Source organism: Candidatus Goldiibacteriota bacterium (genome assembly GCA_016937715.1).
In the GTDB taxonomy this organism is placed as follows: domain Bacteria; phylum Oederibacteriota; class PGYV01; order PGYV01; family PGYV01; genus PGYV01.
On sequence record JAFGWA010000025.1, the window covers coordinates 1 to 18,572 of the forward strand.

Here is an 18,572-nt window from a genome sequence, read left to right on the forward strand (position 1 = left end):
GAGTTTACGATTAAGATGCAGCAAGAAACTGAAAAACAAGCACTTGGACTCCAGTTATGAGTGGTCCAGAAAAAGGGGTATGGTCAGATGGTTATGAAAATAGAGGTGGTTGGTAAGACAGGAACTTCTATATCGGTCATCCGAGCCTCTATCAGGGCGGCAGTTATTACTTTGCCTTTCTTTTTAAACAATATGAGTCTCCCTTATGACTTAGCTATGAATCCGGTTTTTATGACTCTGATTTCTATCGTGATATTCGGAGGTATGTTTACCGTTTTATATTTTTTTACCGTAAACAGGGCAACTAAGCAGTCTATACATGACGTGATTACGGAGACTTATGTCGTAAACAGTCAGTCCGCGGTTAAGACTGTGGAAGGGAAAATACAGCTATATAAATATGCCATTCTTGGAGTTTTGCTTATTGCTATATTCCATTTTGGACTTAATGCCCTTAACAGGCTTTCGCAGAAGGTGGAAATGACGGAGATGACAAAACTAATGCAGATTATCGCGGCTAAATCAGACCTTTACGTTACCGGCGTCCAGGAAAACACTACGACCGTGACAGGTGTATTAAATTCGGATAGCAGTAAGGTTAATTCGTTAATTGTGTCAGGGATGCCTAAAGAACCTAAGGACAATTACAATGAAAGTGCGGTGAAGATAGTAAAGATTGTCAGGGATAATTATAATCTTAACGGTATTGATAAGATAACTATAAAATTTAATGTGGGTTATGACATTGGGATATCGTCTAGCTGGAAGACGGTAAATATCAGTGAAGATGTAAAAAAATAATTTGTAGGGTATGGACAAATCATTTTTTATTCCGGAAATGATAATTGGGTTGCGAGTTGGATTTTGCTTGTGTATTCATTTTTGTAAACATATTTATAAAAACGGAGAGGGTATGTCGGTTAAATATAAGGCAATTGTAATATTTTTAATTTTAATTTTTCTCTCTATATATTTATTTATGCCTGTCATTTGGAATGACAAAGAAATTGATAAGCGATTTTATGATAGGTTGTTTGAGTTGCACGGAGAAGATATGGAGTCGGAGTATGGTATGTTAAGGGATTATAAATATAAAGTTCGCGCAACGGACGAGATGTCTATGTTGTTTGAAAGGAAGGGAAATAACATGGTTTTAATGTATAGAAAGAAATTCGATGAGAATATTCCGTGGTTTAAAGAGAAAAAATTTTTCAGGATTGCTTCTGAAATGAACTATCTGGTAATGGCATATGATCTGGAGCGTTTATACATTGGTAAACAAAAAATAATCATTGAAAAAAGGAAAGGGAATAAACCTATTTGTTTGTACACTGCTGATAGCTTTGAAAAACCAAAAAACGGATCAGATAGTAAATATACAGTATTAAATAATGATTGGGTGCAAATTGAAAAATACTAAAGAAATTATGCGTGATTTTTTTAATTTAGAGAGGAATTTTGAAGCTTTGCTGGATTTTGTATTTTTTTCTTTGTGCTTGTCTGCGCAGATTTTTCTGATAACACAGACATTTGCAAAGTATAATATATTTGTTCTTGTTTTTAGTATGTGTATTTTGTCGTTGTTCGTTTTGCTAAGTTTATTTCTTGTAATAAGGCGTCTGAAGGTTTTGATGGCTGTTAATTTGATTCTAGTGGGTTTGATTGTTTTAATAAATTCCTTAATGGTAATAACGGATTTCAGGCTTTTGTTGGATATTAATGTGATAACATATATATATTCCGAGTATTTTATTTCGCTTATTTCATATGTGTTTTTAATTATTTATGGCATTGATTTATACCTGAAAGTTAAAAAATGACAATTAAGTAGTTGAGAACATACTATTGCCTTTAAATCAATGCGAGGAGTGTCATGAGAGACGATGGTGGAAAATTTGACTGGCAGGTTGCCGGCAAAGCAGTATTAGCATTCATATATTTGGGTTATGTTTTTTTGTTAAGTTATTTAAATGCTTTAAATTCTTGTGTCGGTTCGGGTGGGACAGGATTTTCTGAGGGTCTTTTATTGCTTGGAACTTTATTCTTAACTGTGCCTCTTGTGCTTACGGCGATAACAATTCTGTTTGTTAATAAAATTAGAATTTATCTCTCAGAGAAAACTATAAATCCGAAGAAAAGTGAGTCAATGTATATTTTTGAAATAAATTTTAGAGTGCTGGCTGCTGTGATAATAGTGCTTTTATCGCTGTTTTTAATTTATGATGAATCGAATTCTTTAACGGGAATTATTAGCCAAGTGATATTTTTACTAATGAGCCTTTCGGTAGTTATATTATACTCTTTCCTGATCTTTAAAAAGAATAAGTCAATTAGGACTTTGGGGAGTTTAATGTATACTTGGTGCATTGGGAATGTGTTTTATATGGTTTTGACATTTTTATTTTCACTCAATTGTTAGCGTTTAGATATATCTAACTGATGCCTCATTTCCATGGGTTAAAAGATGCGCTGATATTTACTATCAATTATATGGTAAAATTTATTACATGCCAAACAACCAGGATTTGATACAGAAAATAGAGGATATATCATTTAATGCCATGCCTGCTTTAAAACAGGTGATGTATGACGGCTGGCTTCTGCGGTTTGCGGGCGGTTATACAAGACGCGCCAATTCTGTTAATCCGCTGTACCATTCAAATATAGAAACCTTAAGTAAAATCAAATACTGCGAACAGGCTTATCAAAGGGAAAATCTGCCGCTGATTTTTAAAATGACAGAAATAGCGCGGCCGGGTGAACTTGATTCTGTGCTTGAAGGGCAGGGTTATAAAAAATCCGATTCTGTTTCCGTACAGACCGCCGCTATAGCCGGAATAAAACCCGATATTGAAGCTGAAGAAATGGTTGTGCCCGATGATAAGTGGACGCAAGAGTATCTGAAAATGGCAGGGTATGATATTAAGTTTATGAAAACTGTTCAAACGCTTGCTGCTTCAACCATATCAGAAAAAGCATTCATGCGCATCACCGTAAAAGATGAAACTGTGGCTGTTGGTTATGCCGCGGTGGAAGACGGGTTTACCGGAATTTATGACCTGGCTGTCACGCAAAAGTACAGGCAGAAGGGGTATGGAAGGCAGATGATGTTTAACCTGCTTGAATTCGGCAGAAAAAACGGCGCGCAAAAAGCTTACCTGCAGGTGATTGAAACAAATAAACCGGCGTTAGCCCTTTATTCTTCGCTGGGATTTAAAGAAGCATATAAATACTGGTACAGAACCAAATAAGCCGCAGTTTATATAATTCAATTACCAAAGGAGAATTATGTTCCTTCCCGTAACAAAAGAAGAGATGCAGAAACTTGGCTGGAAGCAGTGCGATATTATACTTGTGACAGGCGACGCGTACATTGACAGCGCGTATATGGGTGTGGCTGTAATAGGCAATTATCTTGCGGCGCACGGCTATAAAGTGGGTGTTATTGCCCAGCCCGATTATCAGAGTGACGCGGATATAACCGCGCTTGGTGAGCCTGCCATATACTGGGGCGTCACAGGCGGAAGCGTGGATTCCATGGTGTCCAACTTTACCGCGTCATTAAAAAGAAGAAAGATGGACGACTTTACGCCGGGCGGGGTGAACAATAAAAGGCCTGATAATGCGTCTATTGTATACTGCAACCTTATCAGAAAATATTTTAAACAGACCAAGCCTATTGTGCTGGGCGGCATAGAGGCAAGCTTAAGGCGCATAGCGCATTATGACTATGTAAAAGATAACATCAAGCGCTCCATCCTTTTTGATGCCAAGGTGGATTATATTGTTTACGGCATGGGTGAAAAGACCTCTTTAAAACTGGCAGAAGCAATAAAAAACGGGGAAAATCCCGCAGAGCTGCGCGGGTTATGTTATATATCATCGGCAGTACCTGACGGCTATATTATAATTCCGTCATTTGAAGAATCAAAAGCGGACAAGGAAAAATTTCTTGAAATGTTTATGTCTTTTTATAAGAACGGACAGCTTGCAAATCCTAAAGGGCTTGTTCAAAAGCAGGACACAAGGTACCTGATACAGAACCCTCCGCAGGTTTATGACACATACGATATGGATGAAATTTACGGCCTTAATTATGAAAGGGACGCGCATCCGATATATAAAAATAAGGGTGTCATACGCGCCCTTGAAACTATCAGATTTTCCATTACCACCCACAGGGGATGTTTTGGAAACTGCAGTTTCTGTGCCATTTCATTACTTCAGGGGACTAAGATAATAGACAGAAGCGAAGAGTCCATTCTTAACGAGGCGCGTGAAATTGCGGCGCTGCCCGATTTTAAGGGGTACATTACCGACCTTGGCGGGCCCACTGCAAATATGTACGGCATGAATGAAAACGGGGAATTTAAAATTTCCCATAAAAGGCAGACAGCGCTGTTAAGAAAAATAAGGGAAATAAAAGGTATTAAAAAAGTTTTTGTGGCGTCCGGAATACGTTATGATTTGATATTTAGGGACAGGGAATTCGGCATGGAATACCTTGAAGAGGTAACCGCGCACCATGTTTCCGGCCAGCTAAAAGTGGCGCCGGAACATTCGGACGAAAGAATACTTAAACTTATGAATAAGCCGGGCAGCCGCGACCTTATAAAATTCAAGGCTGAATTTGAAAAAGCAGGCAGTAAGAACGGCCTTAATCAGCATTTAACATATTACTTCATAGCGGCGTATCCGGGGTGCGGCGAGACGGAAATGAAAAGGGTGGCGTCTTTTGTAAAGGATGTCCTGGGGACAAAGGCGGAACAGGTTCAGATATTTACCCCCACGCCTTCCACAATGGCCACTGCAATGTATTACACGGAAAAGAATCCTGAAACCGGGGAAAAATTATTTGTGGAAAAAAATATAGGCGCCAAAGAGTGGCAGAAACGCCTGTTAACCGGCGGATGATAATTGAAAAGTGAAAGGATTAATAATACAAAAACAGAGACCCGCCTTATTAAAGTCTCTTCCGGCGGCGAAAAACGGCTGGATATTTACCTTAAAGACGCCGTCCCTGTAACCAGAAACAGGGCGCGCGCCATGATAGATGGCGGCAGGGTATTTGTAAACGGCGAAATCCAGTCAAAATACCACCGGCTGGTCAGGTGCGGCGACGATGTGCAGTTTGATTTTCAGGTGAAAACCGGCATAGAAATTAACCCATTTGAAAAAGAGCTTGAAGTGGTTTATGAAGGTGATAATTTTATAGCGGTAAATAAACCCGCGGGAATGATAGTGCATCCCACCGGATACGGCGAACAGGACACACTGGTAAATGCGGCCGCGAATATGAAAAGGGGGGACACAGTCCACGCCATTAACCGCCTTGACAGGGATACCACAGGGATAGTGCTTCTGGCGTTTGATAAAAAAAAAGCGGCAGAGCTTGCACAACTTATTAAAGGCAGGAATATATATAAAGAATATACATGCCTTGTCCACGGCAGGGTCGCGGGCAAAGGCAATATAAATCTGGAAATTTCAAATGGCGGCAATGGCGCAAAATGCAGGCAGGCGGTGGAAACCGGAGGAAAAAGCGCGGCGACTGTTTATGAGCCAAAAGAAAATTATAAAGGCGCGACTCTGCTGAAAGTAATAATTAAGACAGGGCGCACACATCAGATAAGGGCGCACATGCAGTTCATAAAACACCAGATAATCGGGGATAAAACATACGGAGACCCGCAGCTTGATGAAAAACTGCTGGGGGATAATGGTCCCAAACGGCAGTTATTGCACGCGGGGCTTATGGAATTTAAACTGAATAAACAGTTAGTATCAATTACAGCCCCGTTGCCCGAAGATTTTAAAAGCGCTCTGGAAGCGTTAAGCGTTTAGAATCATTTTTAAGTTTTTGTTTAATGAGTTTCTATCGCTTCTGCTTAAATGCTTATAGCTTAATTCGATAGGTTTAACTGAATTTGATATAATGATTTTAATCTGCTATATTTATAATAGAAACAAAAAGGGGGATTTATGGATTACGAAGCAATAAAAAACGGGATTGATATAAGAGGCAAGGGGACAAATAATATTGTGGTGGTAAAGCCCGCCATTTATTCCGTATATGAAATGAATATATTAAGAAGTATAGAATCGTATCTGATTGAAACTGAAAAAAATCTTGTGGTGTATACCGCAAAAAACCAAAATGAAGTGGCTAAATCGCTTATGATGGATATTGCGGAAGAAAAAAAAGCTGACGGGGTTATTACGATAAATGTAAAGCCTGATGCCGGGCTTGTGGACGCGTATAAAAGGTTTGATCTTCCGCTGGTGATGATAGACGGCGGCATAATGGGCGGGGTGAACTGCATAAATATTGATGATTTTCAAAGCGGTTATAAAGCGGCGGAGTATCTTATAAAAAAAGGAAGGCGCAGGATAGTGGTAACCGCGGGCGACCCGCGTTATGGTTATTCGCAGGATGAAAGAATTAAAGGGTGCAGAAAAGCGTTTTATGATTTCGGTATCCCTGAATCGCGTTTTGAAATTCTGGATTTGTTCCTGTACTCCAGGGAAGACGGGCTGTCCGCTTTTACGGATGTAATGAACTTCAGGCCCGACGCTGTTTTCTGCGCCAATGGCGACTATTTTGCGTCAGGGCTTTTAGAACAGGCAAAGGAAAATGGTTTTGAAGTGCCTGAGAAAATCGCGGTAATAGGCCACGATGACACAGACCTTGCGGAAACAATGAAAATAACAACAATGAGGCAGCCCGCTTCCAGTATGGGGGAAAAGGCGATGGAAGTTCTGTTTGAAAATCTATCCGGCAAAAACACCGATCCTGTTAATATAGTCTATCAGACGGAACTGGTGGAAAGGGGAACGGCATAGAAGGCACGAGGGACGGAAGTATTAAAGGCACGAGGGACGGAAGTATTAAAGGCGCGAGGGACGGAAGTATTAAAGGCGCGAGGGACAGATGTACGGATGCACGGAGGGACGGAAGAAAGGTCAAAAACATAATTAAAACCCATAAGTAATAATCTAATAGAGTAGATAATAAAATAAAAGTCCATAGTTTAATAGAACGCGGAGAAGTTAAAAAAATACCGTAAGCCTTAGCCGTCCTTCTGTCCTTCTGTCCTTCTGTCCTTCTGTCCCTCTGTCCCTCTGTCCCTCCGTCCTTCTGTCCTTCTGTCCTTCTGTCCCTCTGTCCCTCCGTCCCTCCGTCCCTCCGTCCCTCCGTCCCTCTGTCCCTCCGTCCTTCTGTCCTTCTGTCCCTCCGTCCCTCTGTACTTTCGTCTTTTCCCCTTGAATATTCCCCCATATAATATTATCATTAATCCAAAATAAAACCCAAAAGGCGGAAAAATGGTTTCTGAAAAATATCTTGATAATAATTTATCATTTGAAGAGCGGGCGGATGATTTGATATCGCGCATGACGCGCGCCGAAAAATTATCCCAGCTTTTTCATGAATCTCCGGCTATTCCGCGTCTGGGAATAAAAAAATATAACTGGTGGAATGAATGCCTTCACGGTGTGGCGCGCGCGGGTATTGCCACGGTTTTCCCGCAGGCAATCGGCCTTGCCGCCATGTTTGATAAAAAACAGATGCATACAATCGCGTCCGCGATTTCTGATGAGGCGCGCGCTAAATATCATGATGCGTTAACCGAAGACGGAAGTGAACAGTATTTTGGGCTTACATTCTGGTCGCCCAATATAAATATTTTCCGTGACCCAAGATGGGGGCGCGGGCAGGAGACTTATGGCGAATGCCCGTATTTAACCGCACGCCTTGGCGTGCAGTTTGTCCGCGGGCTGCAGGGGAATGATAAAAAATACTTAAAGACAGCAGCGTGCGCAAAACATTTTGCGGCGCACAGCGGGCCGGAAAATCTGCGGCACGGTTTTAACGCCGTTGTCTCTTTAAAGGACTTATATGAAACTTATCTTCCGGCGTTTGAAGCCCTTGTAAAAGAAGCGGCGGTGGAAAGCGTAATGGCCGCGTATAACAGGTTAAACGGGGAAGCGTGCTGTGCGGGTAAAATATTATTAACAGATATACTGCGCGATAAGTGGGGGTTTAAAGGGTATGTGGTATCGGACTGCGAAGCCATAGATGACATTTATAAATTTCATAAACTGGCGGATAACCTTGAACAGGCGCTGTCAATGGCGATAGAAAACGGCTGTGATTTAAACTGCTGCAATGAAATATGCACGTCCGCGAAACAGGGGGTAATAAAAGCCGACGCGCAGAATATGATAAAAGAAGAATGGGTTAACCGTAATTTAAAACGGCTGCTTATAACACGGTTTAAACTGGGAATGTTTGACGCGCCTAATCTGGTGCCATATACAAATATTTCCGCGGATATAATTGACTGCAAAAAACACCGTGCTATGGTATTAAAGGCGGCGCAGGATTCGGTAGTGCTGCTTGCAAATAACGGTGTGCTTCCGCTTAATAAAAAGAAGATAAAAACTGTTGCTGTCATAGGGCCTAACGCGGATGATATGGAAGTTTTGCTTGGTAATTACAGCGGAACACCTTCGGCTCCTAAAACAGTGCTTAAAGGTTTTGCGGAGTTAAAGGGCGTTAAAGTGATTTATACAAAAGGGTGTGAGTTAACCGGAACTGATAAAAAAGATTTTTCAGAAGCGGTTAAATGCGCCGAAAAAGCAGACGCAGTAATACTGTGCCTTGGATTATCTCCTAAAATAGAAGGGGAAGAGTGCGATACAAACGGGTATGAAAGGTCAAATCTTGGGCTTCCCGGCGTTCAGCAGCAGCTTATAAAACAGATTAAAAAATCAGGCAAACCTGTAATAGTTGTACTGCTCTCGGGCGGCGCCGTATCTTTAAGCCCGGACAGCGCGGACGCCATACTTCAGGCGTGGTATCCGGGGCAGGCAGGCGGCGCGGCAATTGCGGATATTATTTTTGGCGCTGTTAACCCGTCGGGTAAATTACCTGTGACGGTTTATAAAAACGCAAAACAGCTTCCGGCGTTTGAAAATTATGACATGAAAGGCAGAACCTACAGATATTTTAAGGGCACTCCGTTATATCCGTTTGGACACGGACTGTCATACACAAAATTCAAATACACGGATTTAAAGATAAAGCGTTCGGCAGGCAAGTATAATTTATCGGTAACGGTAAAAAATACCGGCAGGGTAAAAGGCGCGGAAGTTGTACAGGTTTATATCGCGCCGCCGGGAGCCGGTAAAACAGCACCCATAAAACAGCTTGCGGGTTTTGAAAAAGTTGAACTTGCGCCGGGGCAGAAAAAAACTGTCAGATTTATTATCTCTTCAGAACAGATGCGGATAATAAATGAAAAAGGGGAAAGAGAAACGGTTTATGGGGATTTTACATTTTGGGTTGGCGGAACACAGCCCGGTTATGAAAAGATGAATCCCGGAACGCAGGTATTAAGAAAAAAAATAGTAGTAAAAAAGCCGATTTCAGGCAGGCCGCTTGTATGGTCTGTTTATATTCTTAAGTGCGCGGATGGTACGCTTTACACGGGGATAACAAAGGATATTAAGCACAGGATTAAGACTCATAACAGCGGGAAAGGCGCCCAATATACCAAAGTTCACCGTCCTGTAAAGCTTGTACATTTAGAAACAGGGTATGACGTGGGGAGCGCAATGCGCAGGGAAAAAGCGATAAAAACCCTTACAAGAGAAGAAAAAATAAAACTGTTCCACAAGTAAAAACAATGTTTCGTTTTGACCGATGCTGTATTTTATACTCTGCTGTATAAAATTTATTAACATACAATAAAATAGGTTTTCATGTTATAATTTAATTGAAAGAGAGATTAATAAGGAGTGGATTGAAAATGAAAAGAGTTTTAAATATTACAGTTATTACACTGGTCATGATGATTTTATCCGCGGGATGCGCGGATAAACTTAATTTTATTGCTCCAAAAGTGAATGAAAACGCAGTTATTGTACCCACGCCGGCTGTTATAGTATCATTTGATTCAGGTTCTGTTGCCGTATCGTCATTAAGCGAAAGCATGCATGCGGTATGTGAAATGAACGGAAACGTATATTCGGCAGGGGGATGGGACGGAGTTGTAAGGTCGTCATCTGTGTTCTCTTCCGCTGATGGTGTGAATTTTACACGTATAGCTGATAATTCGGGTTTTACGCCAAGGACGGGACATTCAATGATACCGTTCAATAATGCTTTATGGATAACCGGCGGATATGACGGTAGTTTTAAAAATGACGTCTGGTATTCAGCGGATGGAATAAGCTGGTTTGAAGCGTCAGGCAGCGCGGCTTTTTCACCGCGCCAGGGAATGACACTGCAGAATTTTAAAGGGAATATGTGGCTTATAGGCGGGACAAATGCGGGCGGCGAAGCCGGTGATATTTACTGGTCTTTAAACGGGGCTGCCTGGGTTAAAGCGTCAAACGCGCCTGAAGGCACGGGAATAGGGCATACAAGTTTTGTGTTTCACGGAAAAATGTATATTGTTGCTGTGGTTCAAAAAAACACAAAATATGATAACCCATTATGGGTAAGCGAAGACGGGATTAAATGGGTGCAGGCTGATAAAGACCTTAACTTTGGATTTCAGCACATTGCGGGTGCGGTTGTTATGAATAATAAGATTTATGTGTTAGGCGACGTATGCGCCAATTACCCGGATGCCATAGCGCAAAAAGGCGATGTATATGAAAGCGAAGACGGGTTAAAGTGGAAAAAAATGAAGATAGATAACGCCGGAATTAAATGCGGATTTCATCCGGTTGCTTTTGGGGATAAATTGGTGCTGGTGGGGGGATATTAGTAAGGATTAGGGTGTAAGTTTTAAATGGGACGGGGAAATAAAACAAATTGAATTTCGGAAAGTTGTGGAATTTTTTTTATTTTTTATGGTATTATAATAAAAAACATGGCTTTGAGGGGAGCTGTGAAAATCTTACGGGAGGGAATACAAATGAAGAAATTGTTATTGGTTTTATCGGTTTTTGTTTTTGTTTTAATGTTGGCTTCCGCTTGCACCAAAACTACGGCTGCGGATGAAATTACCATCACGGTAAACAACAACACGTCTATTTATGGGTTTAAGATCATTAACACAACAACAGGCGATACGCTGGAAAGTGATCTTTCTGCTGGATATTCGCAGGATTTCAAAATCAAAAAAGATGAATGCCTTAAGTATGAAAAGTATTGGCTTGGAAGTTTGCAAGGTTCTACGGAAGGCTGTTATTCAAGTTCGCAGAGTGTTGATTTAAACTAATTGCGGTTAAATAAAAGTACGGGAAAGTACGACTGCTTTCCCGTACTTTTTTATTTGAATATTGTAATATAGTATTATATTGTCAGAGAAAAGTTTTATAAAAACGGGAGGGAAAAATGGCAAAAGAACAGGGTATTAAGGTTTTTAGCACGATTAAAGAGGCGGTGGTGTTATATTTTAAGAATTTCCCGCTGTTGTTTACCATTATGGTTATTATGGAAATTCCAATTTTTGGTTATCTGTTTCTGGCGGGGCTTGTGACAAAAAATCCGGAAAATTCTGTTTATGCAACAATGTTTTTTGCAACAATGGCAGCTGCAACACTGCTGGCTGTTGCGGGATGGAATGCGTCCGTGAGCGCTTTTTCTTCTCTTTACAAGGGTGAAAAGACAGGGCTTGGAATGGCTTATGGTGTAGGTTTCAAAAGATATTTCAGAAGCCTTGCGGCAGGCATACTTTATATTCTGATTGCAATGGGCGGCACTGTGCTTCTTATAGTTCCGGGATTTATCTTCATGATTACTTATATGTTTGCCCTGCCTGTTGCAGTGCTTGAAGATGTTAAGACAAGCCCTTTGAAAATGTCCGCTAAACTTTCTAAAGATAACAAATGGCAGCTGTTTGCAATCTTCCTGCTTCTTTATATTGTTATAGTCGGGCCGGGTTTTCTTATAAGTTTTTTAAGCGGCGCGTATGCGGATCCTGCAAAATCAACGGATATTGTTTATTTACTTTTAAGTTCAATACCGGGTTTATTTTTGGGGCAGTTATTTACAGGGGCTTTAGTTGTATCCTATGAGAAACTGAAAGAAATAAAGAAAGACGAAATTAAGCCTGAAGAATTAAAGGGTTTAAGCACGCCAATTGGATGCCTTGTAAGCGCGCTGATATTGGTTGGCGTAATGGTTGTGGGTGTTATAGTTGGGGTAGTGGTGGGGAAATATGCGGAAGCGATTAAGAATAAAGCTGCAATTGAATCGTCAGGTATAAATGAGACGGAATAGTTTTATAAGACTATAAAAAACGTTAGGGATATTTTATGACGGCGGAAAAAAATATTAGTATTATAGGTACAATTAAAGAATCGGCGTATTTGTATTTTAAGAATTTTCCTGTGCTATTTACCATCAAGGTAATAACGGATATTCCAATTTTGGTTTTTATGTATCTGACAGGTTTTATGACAAAAAACCCGGAAAATCCTGTTTATACAAGTATGTTTTTTATCGAAATAGCTGCTATTTTATTGTTTGTTGTTGCAGGGTGGAACGCGTCTGTCATCGCGTTTTCTTCTTTGTATGAAGGTAAAAAAACAAGTATTAGTACTGCTTTTTTGGCGGGTTTTAAAAGATATTTCAGGAGTATAGCGGTAGTTGGGTTATATTTTATGATTATTATGGGAGGATTTTTTCTTTTTATAATACCGGGATTTTTTTTTATGATAACTTACATGTTTGCGCTGCCTGTTGCCGTACTTGAAGACGTTAAGACAAGCCCGTTGAAAATGTCTGCGGCACTCACAAAGGATAATAAATGGCAGCTGCTGGCAATGTTTCTTCTGGTATATATTGCTGTATGCGGGCCGGCGTTCGCAATTGGATTAATAGGCAGGTTTTTGGGAGTCGATGGAAATGCAAATATCATATATCTGGTTGTAAGTTCTATACCCGGATTGTTATTAGGACAGTTGTTTAGCGGGGTTATGGTTGTTTCTTATGGAAAATTAAAGAAATTAAAAATAAAGAAAGAAAAAAATAATCCGGAAAATTTTAAAGGTTTAGGTACGACGGCCGGATGTGCGGTTTCAATACTGATAATGGCTGTCGTAATTGCAGCGGCTGTGGCTGGGATCATGCTGAGTAGGTCTTTAGATAACTTTAAAAGTAAAGCTGTAATTCAATCGCCGGTTGAATCTGAAGCTGAATAGTATTATAAGGTTTTAAAAGGCATGCGGATAGTTTATGGCAGTGGAATAAACAGAATACTAATTTGACATGTGGTACGTTTTATGGTACGCTTTTATTGAGGTGATAAAAATGACAACTATAACGGCAAGTAAAGCGAGAGCGAATTTGTTTCAACTTCTTGACGGTACCGCGCTGTCCCATGAACCTGTTCAAATAACGGGGAAAAGGAACGCAGCTGTGCTTATTTCACAAGAGGATTGGTCTGCAATTCAGGAGACTATGTTTTTACTTTCAATCCCAGGAATGAGAGAGTCGATAATAAAGGGAATGAAGACGCCTGTGACGAAATGCTCGAAGAGACTTAAGTGGTAAAGTGGGCTGTTGTTTATACAAAACAGGCGCAGGCAGACGCAAAGAAAGCATCAGCCACTGGTTTAAAAAATAAAATATTGAAACTTCTAGAGATAATCGAGATTAATCCTTTTCAGAATCCGCCTCCTTTTGAAAAGTTAAAAGGCGATCTTGACGGCGCTTATTCCCGCAGGATAAACATTCAGCATAGGCTTGTATATCAGGTAATTAAAGAGAGTAGGACGATAAAAGTCCTGCGTATGTGGACGCATTACGAGTAATGAATATAGATGTATTAAAAGGAAGATTAAACAAATGAACTTAACACGTCTTGAAGAGGTAAACCAAAGGCTTGCCGGGCTTGGTGTTAAAGAAGCGGATTTTACAGAGCAGTTTATCCGCTCCGGCGGGCATGGCGGGCAGAATGTGAATAAGGTAGAGACTGCCGTGCGGCTTATTTATAAGCGCGAAAGTATGGATATTAAATGCATGGAGGAGCGCTCCCAGCTTTTAAACCGCGTGCGCGCAAGGGAGATTCTTGCGGAGCGTATTGAAAAAAAGCGTGAAGACGCAAGGCTGCTGGCGCGCGCCCAGGCGGAAAAAATCCGCAAGCAGAAAGCAGGCAGGCCCAAAGCTATAAAACGAAAGATACTGGAAGATAAGCGTAAAAAAAGCCGGGTAAAAAAAGACCGCAAGTGGCGCCCCGGCAGGGATGATTAGAAGTTTTTTATTTTTTCATGGTCCTGGTAGCCGCGCCTTTTAAGGCGCGTGTTTTTAAGAGCAACCGCTTAAAACAAGACGCAATGTATTGCGTCTCTACTTTAGAAGACTATTACAACTGTTCAGGCAGCCGTAGTTGTAACGGTACCCGCCGGGTTCTGTGAAAATTTTAAAATCACCCTTGACACACCCTGGCGGGTGATATATAGTGATTAGGATTTAAAAACGAAATGCAATCCTTTAAATCGGTCCTGCGAGACCGGTAAGGGGAAGTTTTTAAGCAGGCACGCGTTTACTTCCGTGTCAGCTGATAAGCCTTCTTTCTGCACGCCTTGCAGGATAGAAGGCCGTTTTTATTTATGGGGTTCGGCGGCCTCCCGGTTTATGGGCAAGGAGGTATCATGGAAAAGAAATTTAAAGTGAAATCTGAAGTCCTGGACCGCGAAGGAATTGACCGCGCGCTTACAAGGATAGCCCACGAAATACTTGAAAAGAATAAAGGCGCAAAACACCTTGCGCTGGTGGGCATAAGAAAACGCGGCGACATTCTTGCCGAACGTATTGCCAAAAAAATTGAATCCATTGAAAAAGTTAAAGTGCCGGTCGGCGCTGTTGATATCACGTTCTACCGTGATGACTATGACATAAAAGCCAACGTTGACATAAACGCCACAGATTTAAATTTCAGCGTGGACGGGCTGGATATTGTAATTGTTGACGATGTATTATTCACAGGGCGTTCCACAAGGGCGGCCATGGACGTTATAATAGAAAACGGCAGGCCAAAGTCCATTCAGCTGGCTGTACTGGTTGACCGCGGCCACAGGGAACTTCCAATTCAGGCAAATTACGTGGGCAAGAATGTCCCCACATCCGAAAAAGAAACCATCATACTTGACATAGAAACAAACGGCGAAGACAAGGTTTACGTGGCCGAAAAACCGGAAAAGGGGGCGTAACGTATGTCCTTCAGACACTTAATCACGCTTCAGGAGCTTCCCAAAGAAGACATACAGGAAATCCTGACATTAGCGCAGTCGTTCAAACAGGTAATTTTAAGGCCTATTAAAAAAGTTCCAACTCTTAAAGGCAAGACAATCGTTAACATGTTTTTTGAACCTTCCACGCGCACAAGGACATCTTTTGAACTTGCGGCAAAGCGTTTAAGCGCGGATGTCCTAAACATTCAGATGAGTACAAGCTCCGTAGTTAAGGGAGAAACGCTTTTAGACACGCTTGCGACAATAGAAGCCATGCAGATTGACATGGTGGTAATACGCCACGGCGCGTCAGGCGTGCCGCTTTTTCTTACAAAACACATCAAGTCCTCCGTTATTAACGCGGGCGACGGCATGCACGAACACCCCACACAGGGGCTGCTTGACATGTTTTCCATAATTGAAAAAAAGAAAAAAATTGAAGGGTTAACCGTGGCAATAGTGGGCGACATTGCGCATTCGCGCGTGGCGCGCAGCAATATATGGGGCCTTACAAAAATGGGCGCCAAAGTTAAAGTGGTGGGCCCCACAACGTTAATGCCAAAAGAGATAGAAAAACTTGGCGTGACCGTGCACCACGATTTAAAAGAAGGGCTTAAAGACGCCGATGTGGTAAATATTCTGCGTGTTCAGCTTGAACGCCAGAAAAAGAACCTGTTCCCGACCTTAAGGGAATACGCGACTATGTTCGGGGTGAACACGGAAAAACTTAAATATGCCAAGCCGGACTGCCTTGTAATGCATCCAGGGCCTATGAACAGGGGAATTGAAATATCACCCAACGTGGCAGACGGCGTGCAGTCTGTAATAAATGAACAGGTGACAAACGGCGTGGCTGTAAGGATGGCGGTTTTATATCTGATGGGCGGAGGTAAAAAAGATGAAGCTTTTAATTAAAAATGGAATAGTGGTTGACCCTGCCAATAAGACAGAGGAAAAACTGGATGTATTTGTGGCCAACGGAAAGATATTCAAAATTGGCCGCAATATTTCCGACCGCGACGCGATGATAATTGACGCGAAAAACTGCATAGTTGCGCCGGGGTTTATTGACATGCATACGCATTTCCGCGAACCCGGTTTTGAATATAAAGAGACAATTGAATCGGGCTCACGCGCGGCGGCAAAGGGCGGCTTTACAACAGTTGCCTGCATGCCCAACACGTCGCCGGCCATTGACAGCCAGGCACTGGTGGAATTTATTAATTTAAAATCCAAGCAGGTGGGGCTTATTGATGTCCATGCAATCGGCACCATTACAAAAGGAAGGGAAGGCAAAGAACTGTCGCCCATAGGCGAGCTTGTAAAAGCCGGCGCGGTTGCCATATCCGATGATGGAAGCTCTGTTATGAACGCGGAAATTTTAAGGCGCGCCCTTGAATACGCGAAGATGTTTAATATTCCGGTTATAGAACACTGCGAAGATCCGGATTTAGCCGGTGAAGGCGTAATGAACGAAGGATATTATTCAACACTGCTTGGCTTAAAAGGAATTCCCAAAGCCGCGGAAGAAGTAATTGTGGCTCGCGATATTCTGCTGGCGCGTGAAACGGGAGGCAGGCTTCACATCGCGCACGTATCCACTGAAGGTTCCATAGAGTTAATCAAGTGGGCGAAAAAGCAGGGGTTAAATGTTACCGCAGAGGCTGCTCCGCATCACTTTTCGCTTGATGAATCCACGCTGAAAGATTACGACACCAACTTTAAAATGAACCCGCCTTTGCGCACAAAAGAAGATGTTAAAGCCATAAGAAAAGCGCTTAAGGATAATGTGATAGAAGTGATTGCCACCGACCACGCGCCGCACGCGGAAGTGGATAAAAGGGTGGAGTTTAACACCGCTGCATACGGAATAGTGGGGCTGGAAACGGCTTTCCCGCTTATATGCGAATACCTTATAAGGACGGGTGTTTTATCGCTGTCACAGGCAATTGCAAAAATAACGGTTAATCCCGCGCAGGTATTAAACCTTAAAAAGGGCAGTCTGGCAGTTGATCAGAACGCTGACATTGTGGTGGCAAATGTGGATAAAGAGGTAAAGATTACAAGGGAATTTTTTGCGTCCCGCTCCACCAATTCGCCGTTTATAGGAAAGACCCTTCACGGCAGCGTGGAGTATGTTATTAAAAAAGGAAAAATAATATATCAGAATGCGCAGGCATAATCTGACTTTAACTTGAGGAGAATTAGCAGATGGAAAAAGCGGTTTTAATGCTGGAAGACGGTACATGTTTTGAAGGCTTGTCATGCGGCGCCGCCGGCGAAGCATACGGAGAGATAGTGTTTAATACGTCCATGACAGGGTACCAGGAAATTCTTACAGACCCTTCGTATAAAGGGCAGATAGTAACGATGACTTATCCGGAAATCGGAAATTACGGCATTGTGGATGATGACGCGGAATCGCGCTGCCTTCAGGCCGAAGGGTTTGTGGTCAAAGAGATGAGTGAAATAAAAAGCAACTGGCGCGCGGGCATGACGCTGGGTGATTATTTAAAAGCGCACGGCAAACAGGCGATTGAGGGGATTGACACAAGGGCGCTTACAAGGCACATAAGGGATTTTGGCGCGATGAAAAGCGTGCTTTCCACGGTTGATTTTAATAAAGCGTCCCTGTTAAAGAAAGTGAAAAGTTCGCCTTCCATCGTGGGCGTTGACCTTGCAAAACAGGTGACGGTTGAAAAACCTTATAAATGGAAAGGTAAATTAAAAGCGGTAGGCATGATGTTAAAGGAAGATGACTACGTAAGGGTGGGAAATAATAAAGTAAAGCTTAAAGTCACGGCATTTGACTGCGGAATGAAAAATAATATTTTAAGGATACTTACGGATTTAAACTGTGAAGTGACAGTGGTGCCCATTGACACCAAAGCTGAAGATGTCTTAAAAACAAATCCTGACGGTATTTTTGTATCCAACGGGCCGGGCGACCCTTCCGCGGTACCTTACATAGTGGAAGAATTAAAAAAATTACTTGGAAAAAAACCAATTTTTGGAATCTGTTTTGGCCATCAGCTTTTAGCGCAGGCGCTTGGCGGAAAGACTTACAAACTTAAATTCGGGCACAGGGGCGCCAACCATCCGGTTATGGATATGCGCACAAAAAAGATAGATATAACGGTTCAGAACCACGGGTTTGCCGTTGATATCAAGTCTTTAAAAAAGTTAAAGCACAAGGTTGAAGTTACGCACATAAACCTGAATGACAAAACAATAGAAGGCATTGAAGTTAAAAAGTTAAAGGCGTTTTCCATCCAGCACCACCCGGAAGCGTCTGCCGGACCGCATGACGCAAGGTATATTTTTAACCATTTTATTGATTTGATGATACAGGCTAAGAAAAAAAATAAAGTTTAAATATA

At 41.9% G+C, this 18,572-nt stretch carries 20 protein-coding genes; all 20 read left to right on the top strand.

Annotation, left to right across the window (positions count from 1 at the left end; genetic code table 11):
- Positions 1-87 precede the first annotated feature (87 nt).
- Entirely contained in the window at positions 88-801 is a 714-nt protein-coding gene (locus JXR81_03105; GenBank protein MBN2753836.1) for an RDD family protein, read from the top strand.
- 112 nt (positions 802-913) lie between these two features.
- A complete protein-coding gene (locus JXR81_03110; protein ID MBN2753837.1) occupies positions 914-1,420 on the top strand; it encodes a hypothetical protein in 507 nt (168 codons plus the stop codon).
- Between the two features lie 211 nt (positions 1,421-1,631).
- Positions 1,632-1,820 (top strand): hypothetical protein, encoded by a 189-nt coding sequence (locus tag JXR81_03115; GenBank protein ID MBN2753838.1) that lies wholly within the window; start codon positions 1,632-1,634, stop codon positions 1,818-1,820.
- 53 nt (positions 1,821-1,873) lie between these two features.
- Complete coding sequence (locus JXR81_03120) at positions 1,874-2,419, top strand: hypothetical protein (protein MBN2753839.1); 546 nt, start codon at positions 1,874-1,876, stop codon at positions 2,417-2,419.
- Between the two features lie 88 nt (positions 2,420-2,507).
- On the top strand, positions 2,508-3,251 hold the full coding sequence (locus JXR81_03125) for a GNAT family N-acetyltransferase (protein ID MBN2753840.1): 744 nt from the start codon (positions 2,508-2,510) through the stop codon (positions 3,249-3,251).
- Between the two features lie 37 nt (positions 3,252-3,288).
- A complete protein-coding gene (locus tag JXR81_03130; protein ID MBN2753841.1) occupies positions 3,289-4,914 on the top strand; it encodes a YgiQ family radical SAM protein in 1,626 nt (541 codons plus the stop codon).
- 3 nt (positions 4,915-4,917) lie between these two features.
- Entirely contained in the window at positions 4,918-5,844 is a 927-nt protein-coding gene (locus tag JXR81_03135; GenBank protein MBN2753842.1) for an RluA family pseudouridine synthase, read from the top strand.
- 138 nt (positions 5,845-5,982) lie between these two features.
- Positions 5,983-6,843 carry a LacI family DNA-binding transcriptional regulator gene (locus JXR81_03140; protein MBN2753843.1) on the top strand — a complete coding sequence of 287 codons (861 nt, stop codon included), beginning with the start codon at positions 5,983-5,985 and terminating at the stop codon, positions 6,841-6,843.
- Positions 6,844-7,323: 480 nt separating this feature from the next.
- A complete protein-coding gene (locus JXR81_03145; protein ID MBN2753844.1) occupies positions 7,324-9,684 on the top strand; it encodes a glycoside hydrolase family 3 C-terminal domain-containing protein in 2,361 nt (786 codons plus the stop codon).
- 128 nt (positions 9,685-9,812) lie between these two features.
- The gene (locus tag JXR81_03150; protein MBN2753845.1) at positions 9,813-10,778 is read left to right on the top strand and encodes a hypothetical protein; all 966 of its coding nucleotides are present in this window, start codon (positions 9,813-9,815) and stop codon (positions 10,776-10,778) included.
- A 150-nt stretch (positions 10,779-10,928) separates the two neighbouring features.
- On the top strand, positions 10,929-11,234 hold the full coding sequence (locus JXR81_03155; protein ID MBN2753846.1) for a hypothetical protein: 306 nt from the start codon (positions 10,929-10,931) through the stop codon (positions 11,232-11,234).
- Between the two features lie 116 nt (positions 11,235-11,350).
- Positions 11,351-12,238 (top strand): hypothetical protein, encoded by an 888-nt coding sequence (locus tag JXR81_03160; GenBank protein MBN2753847.1) that lies wholly within the window; start codon positions 11,351-11,353, stop codon positions 12,236-12,238.
- Positions 12,239-12,273: 35 nt separating this feature from the next.
- Complete coding sequence (locus JXR81_03165) at positions 12,274-13,161, top strand: hypothetical protein (GenBank protein ID MBN2753848.1); 888 nt, start codon at positions 12,274-12,276, stop codon at positions 13,159-13,161.
- Between the two features lie 109 nt (positions 13,162-13,270).
- Positions 13,271-13,513: a type II toxin-antitoxin system Phd/YefM family antitoxin gene (locus JXR81_03170; GenBank protein MBN2753849.1), complete on the top strand. Its 243-nt coding sequence runs from the start codon at positions 13,271-13,273 to the stop codon at positions 13,511-13,513.
- Entirely contained in the window at positions 13,507-13,773 is a 267-nt protein-coding gene (locus JXR81_03175) for a Txe/YoeB family addiction module toxin (GenBank protein ID MBN2753850.1), read from the top strand. Before JXR81_03170 ends, JXR81_03175 begins: the two co-directional genes overlap by 7 nt.
- 34 nt (positions 13,774-13,807) lie before the next feature.
- Positions 13,808-14,212 carry a peptide chain release factor-like protein gene (locus tag JXR81_03180; protein MBN2753851.1) on the top strand — a complete coding sequence of 135 codons (405 nt, stop codon included), beginning with the start codon at positions 13,808-13,810 and terminating at the stop codon, positions 14,210-14,212.
- A gap of 401 nt (positions 14,213-14,613) precedes the next feature.
- A complete protein-coding gene (gene pyrR / locus JXR81_03185; GenBank protein ID MBN2753852.1) occupies positions 14,614-15,171 on the top strand; it encodes a bifunctional pyr operon transcriptional regulator/uracil phosphoribosyltransferase PyrR in 558 nt (185 codons plus the stop codon).
- Between the two features lie 3 nt (positions 15,172-15,174).
- A complete protein-coding gene (locus JXR81_03190) occupies positions 15,175-16,107 on the top strand; it encodes an aspartate carbamoyltransferase catalytic subunit (GenBank protein ID MBN2753853.1) in 933 nt (310 codons plus the stop codon).
- On the top strand, positions 16,091-17,374 hold the full coding sequence (locus JXR81_03195; GenBank protein MBN2753854.1) for a dihydroorotase: 1,284 nt from the start codon (positions 16,091-16,093) through the stop codon (positions 17,372-17,374). The genes JXR81_03190 and JXR81_03195 overlap by 17 nt, the downstream gene beginning before the upstream one ends.
- Before the next feature lie 29 nt (positions 17,375-17,403).
- Positions 17,404-18,567 carry a glutamine-hydrolyzing carbamoyl-phosphate synthase small subunit gene (carA, locus tag JXR81_03200; GenBank protein ID MBN2753855.1) on the top strand — a complete coding sequence of 388 codons (1,164 nt, stop codon included), beginning with the start codon at positions 17,404-17,406 and terminating at the stop codon, positions 18,565-18,567.
- Positions 18,568-18,572 lie beyond the last annotated feature (5 nt).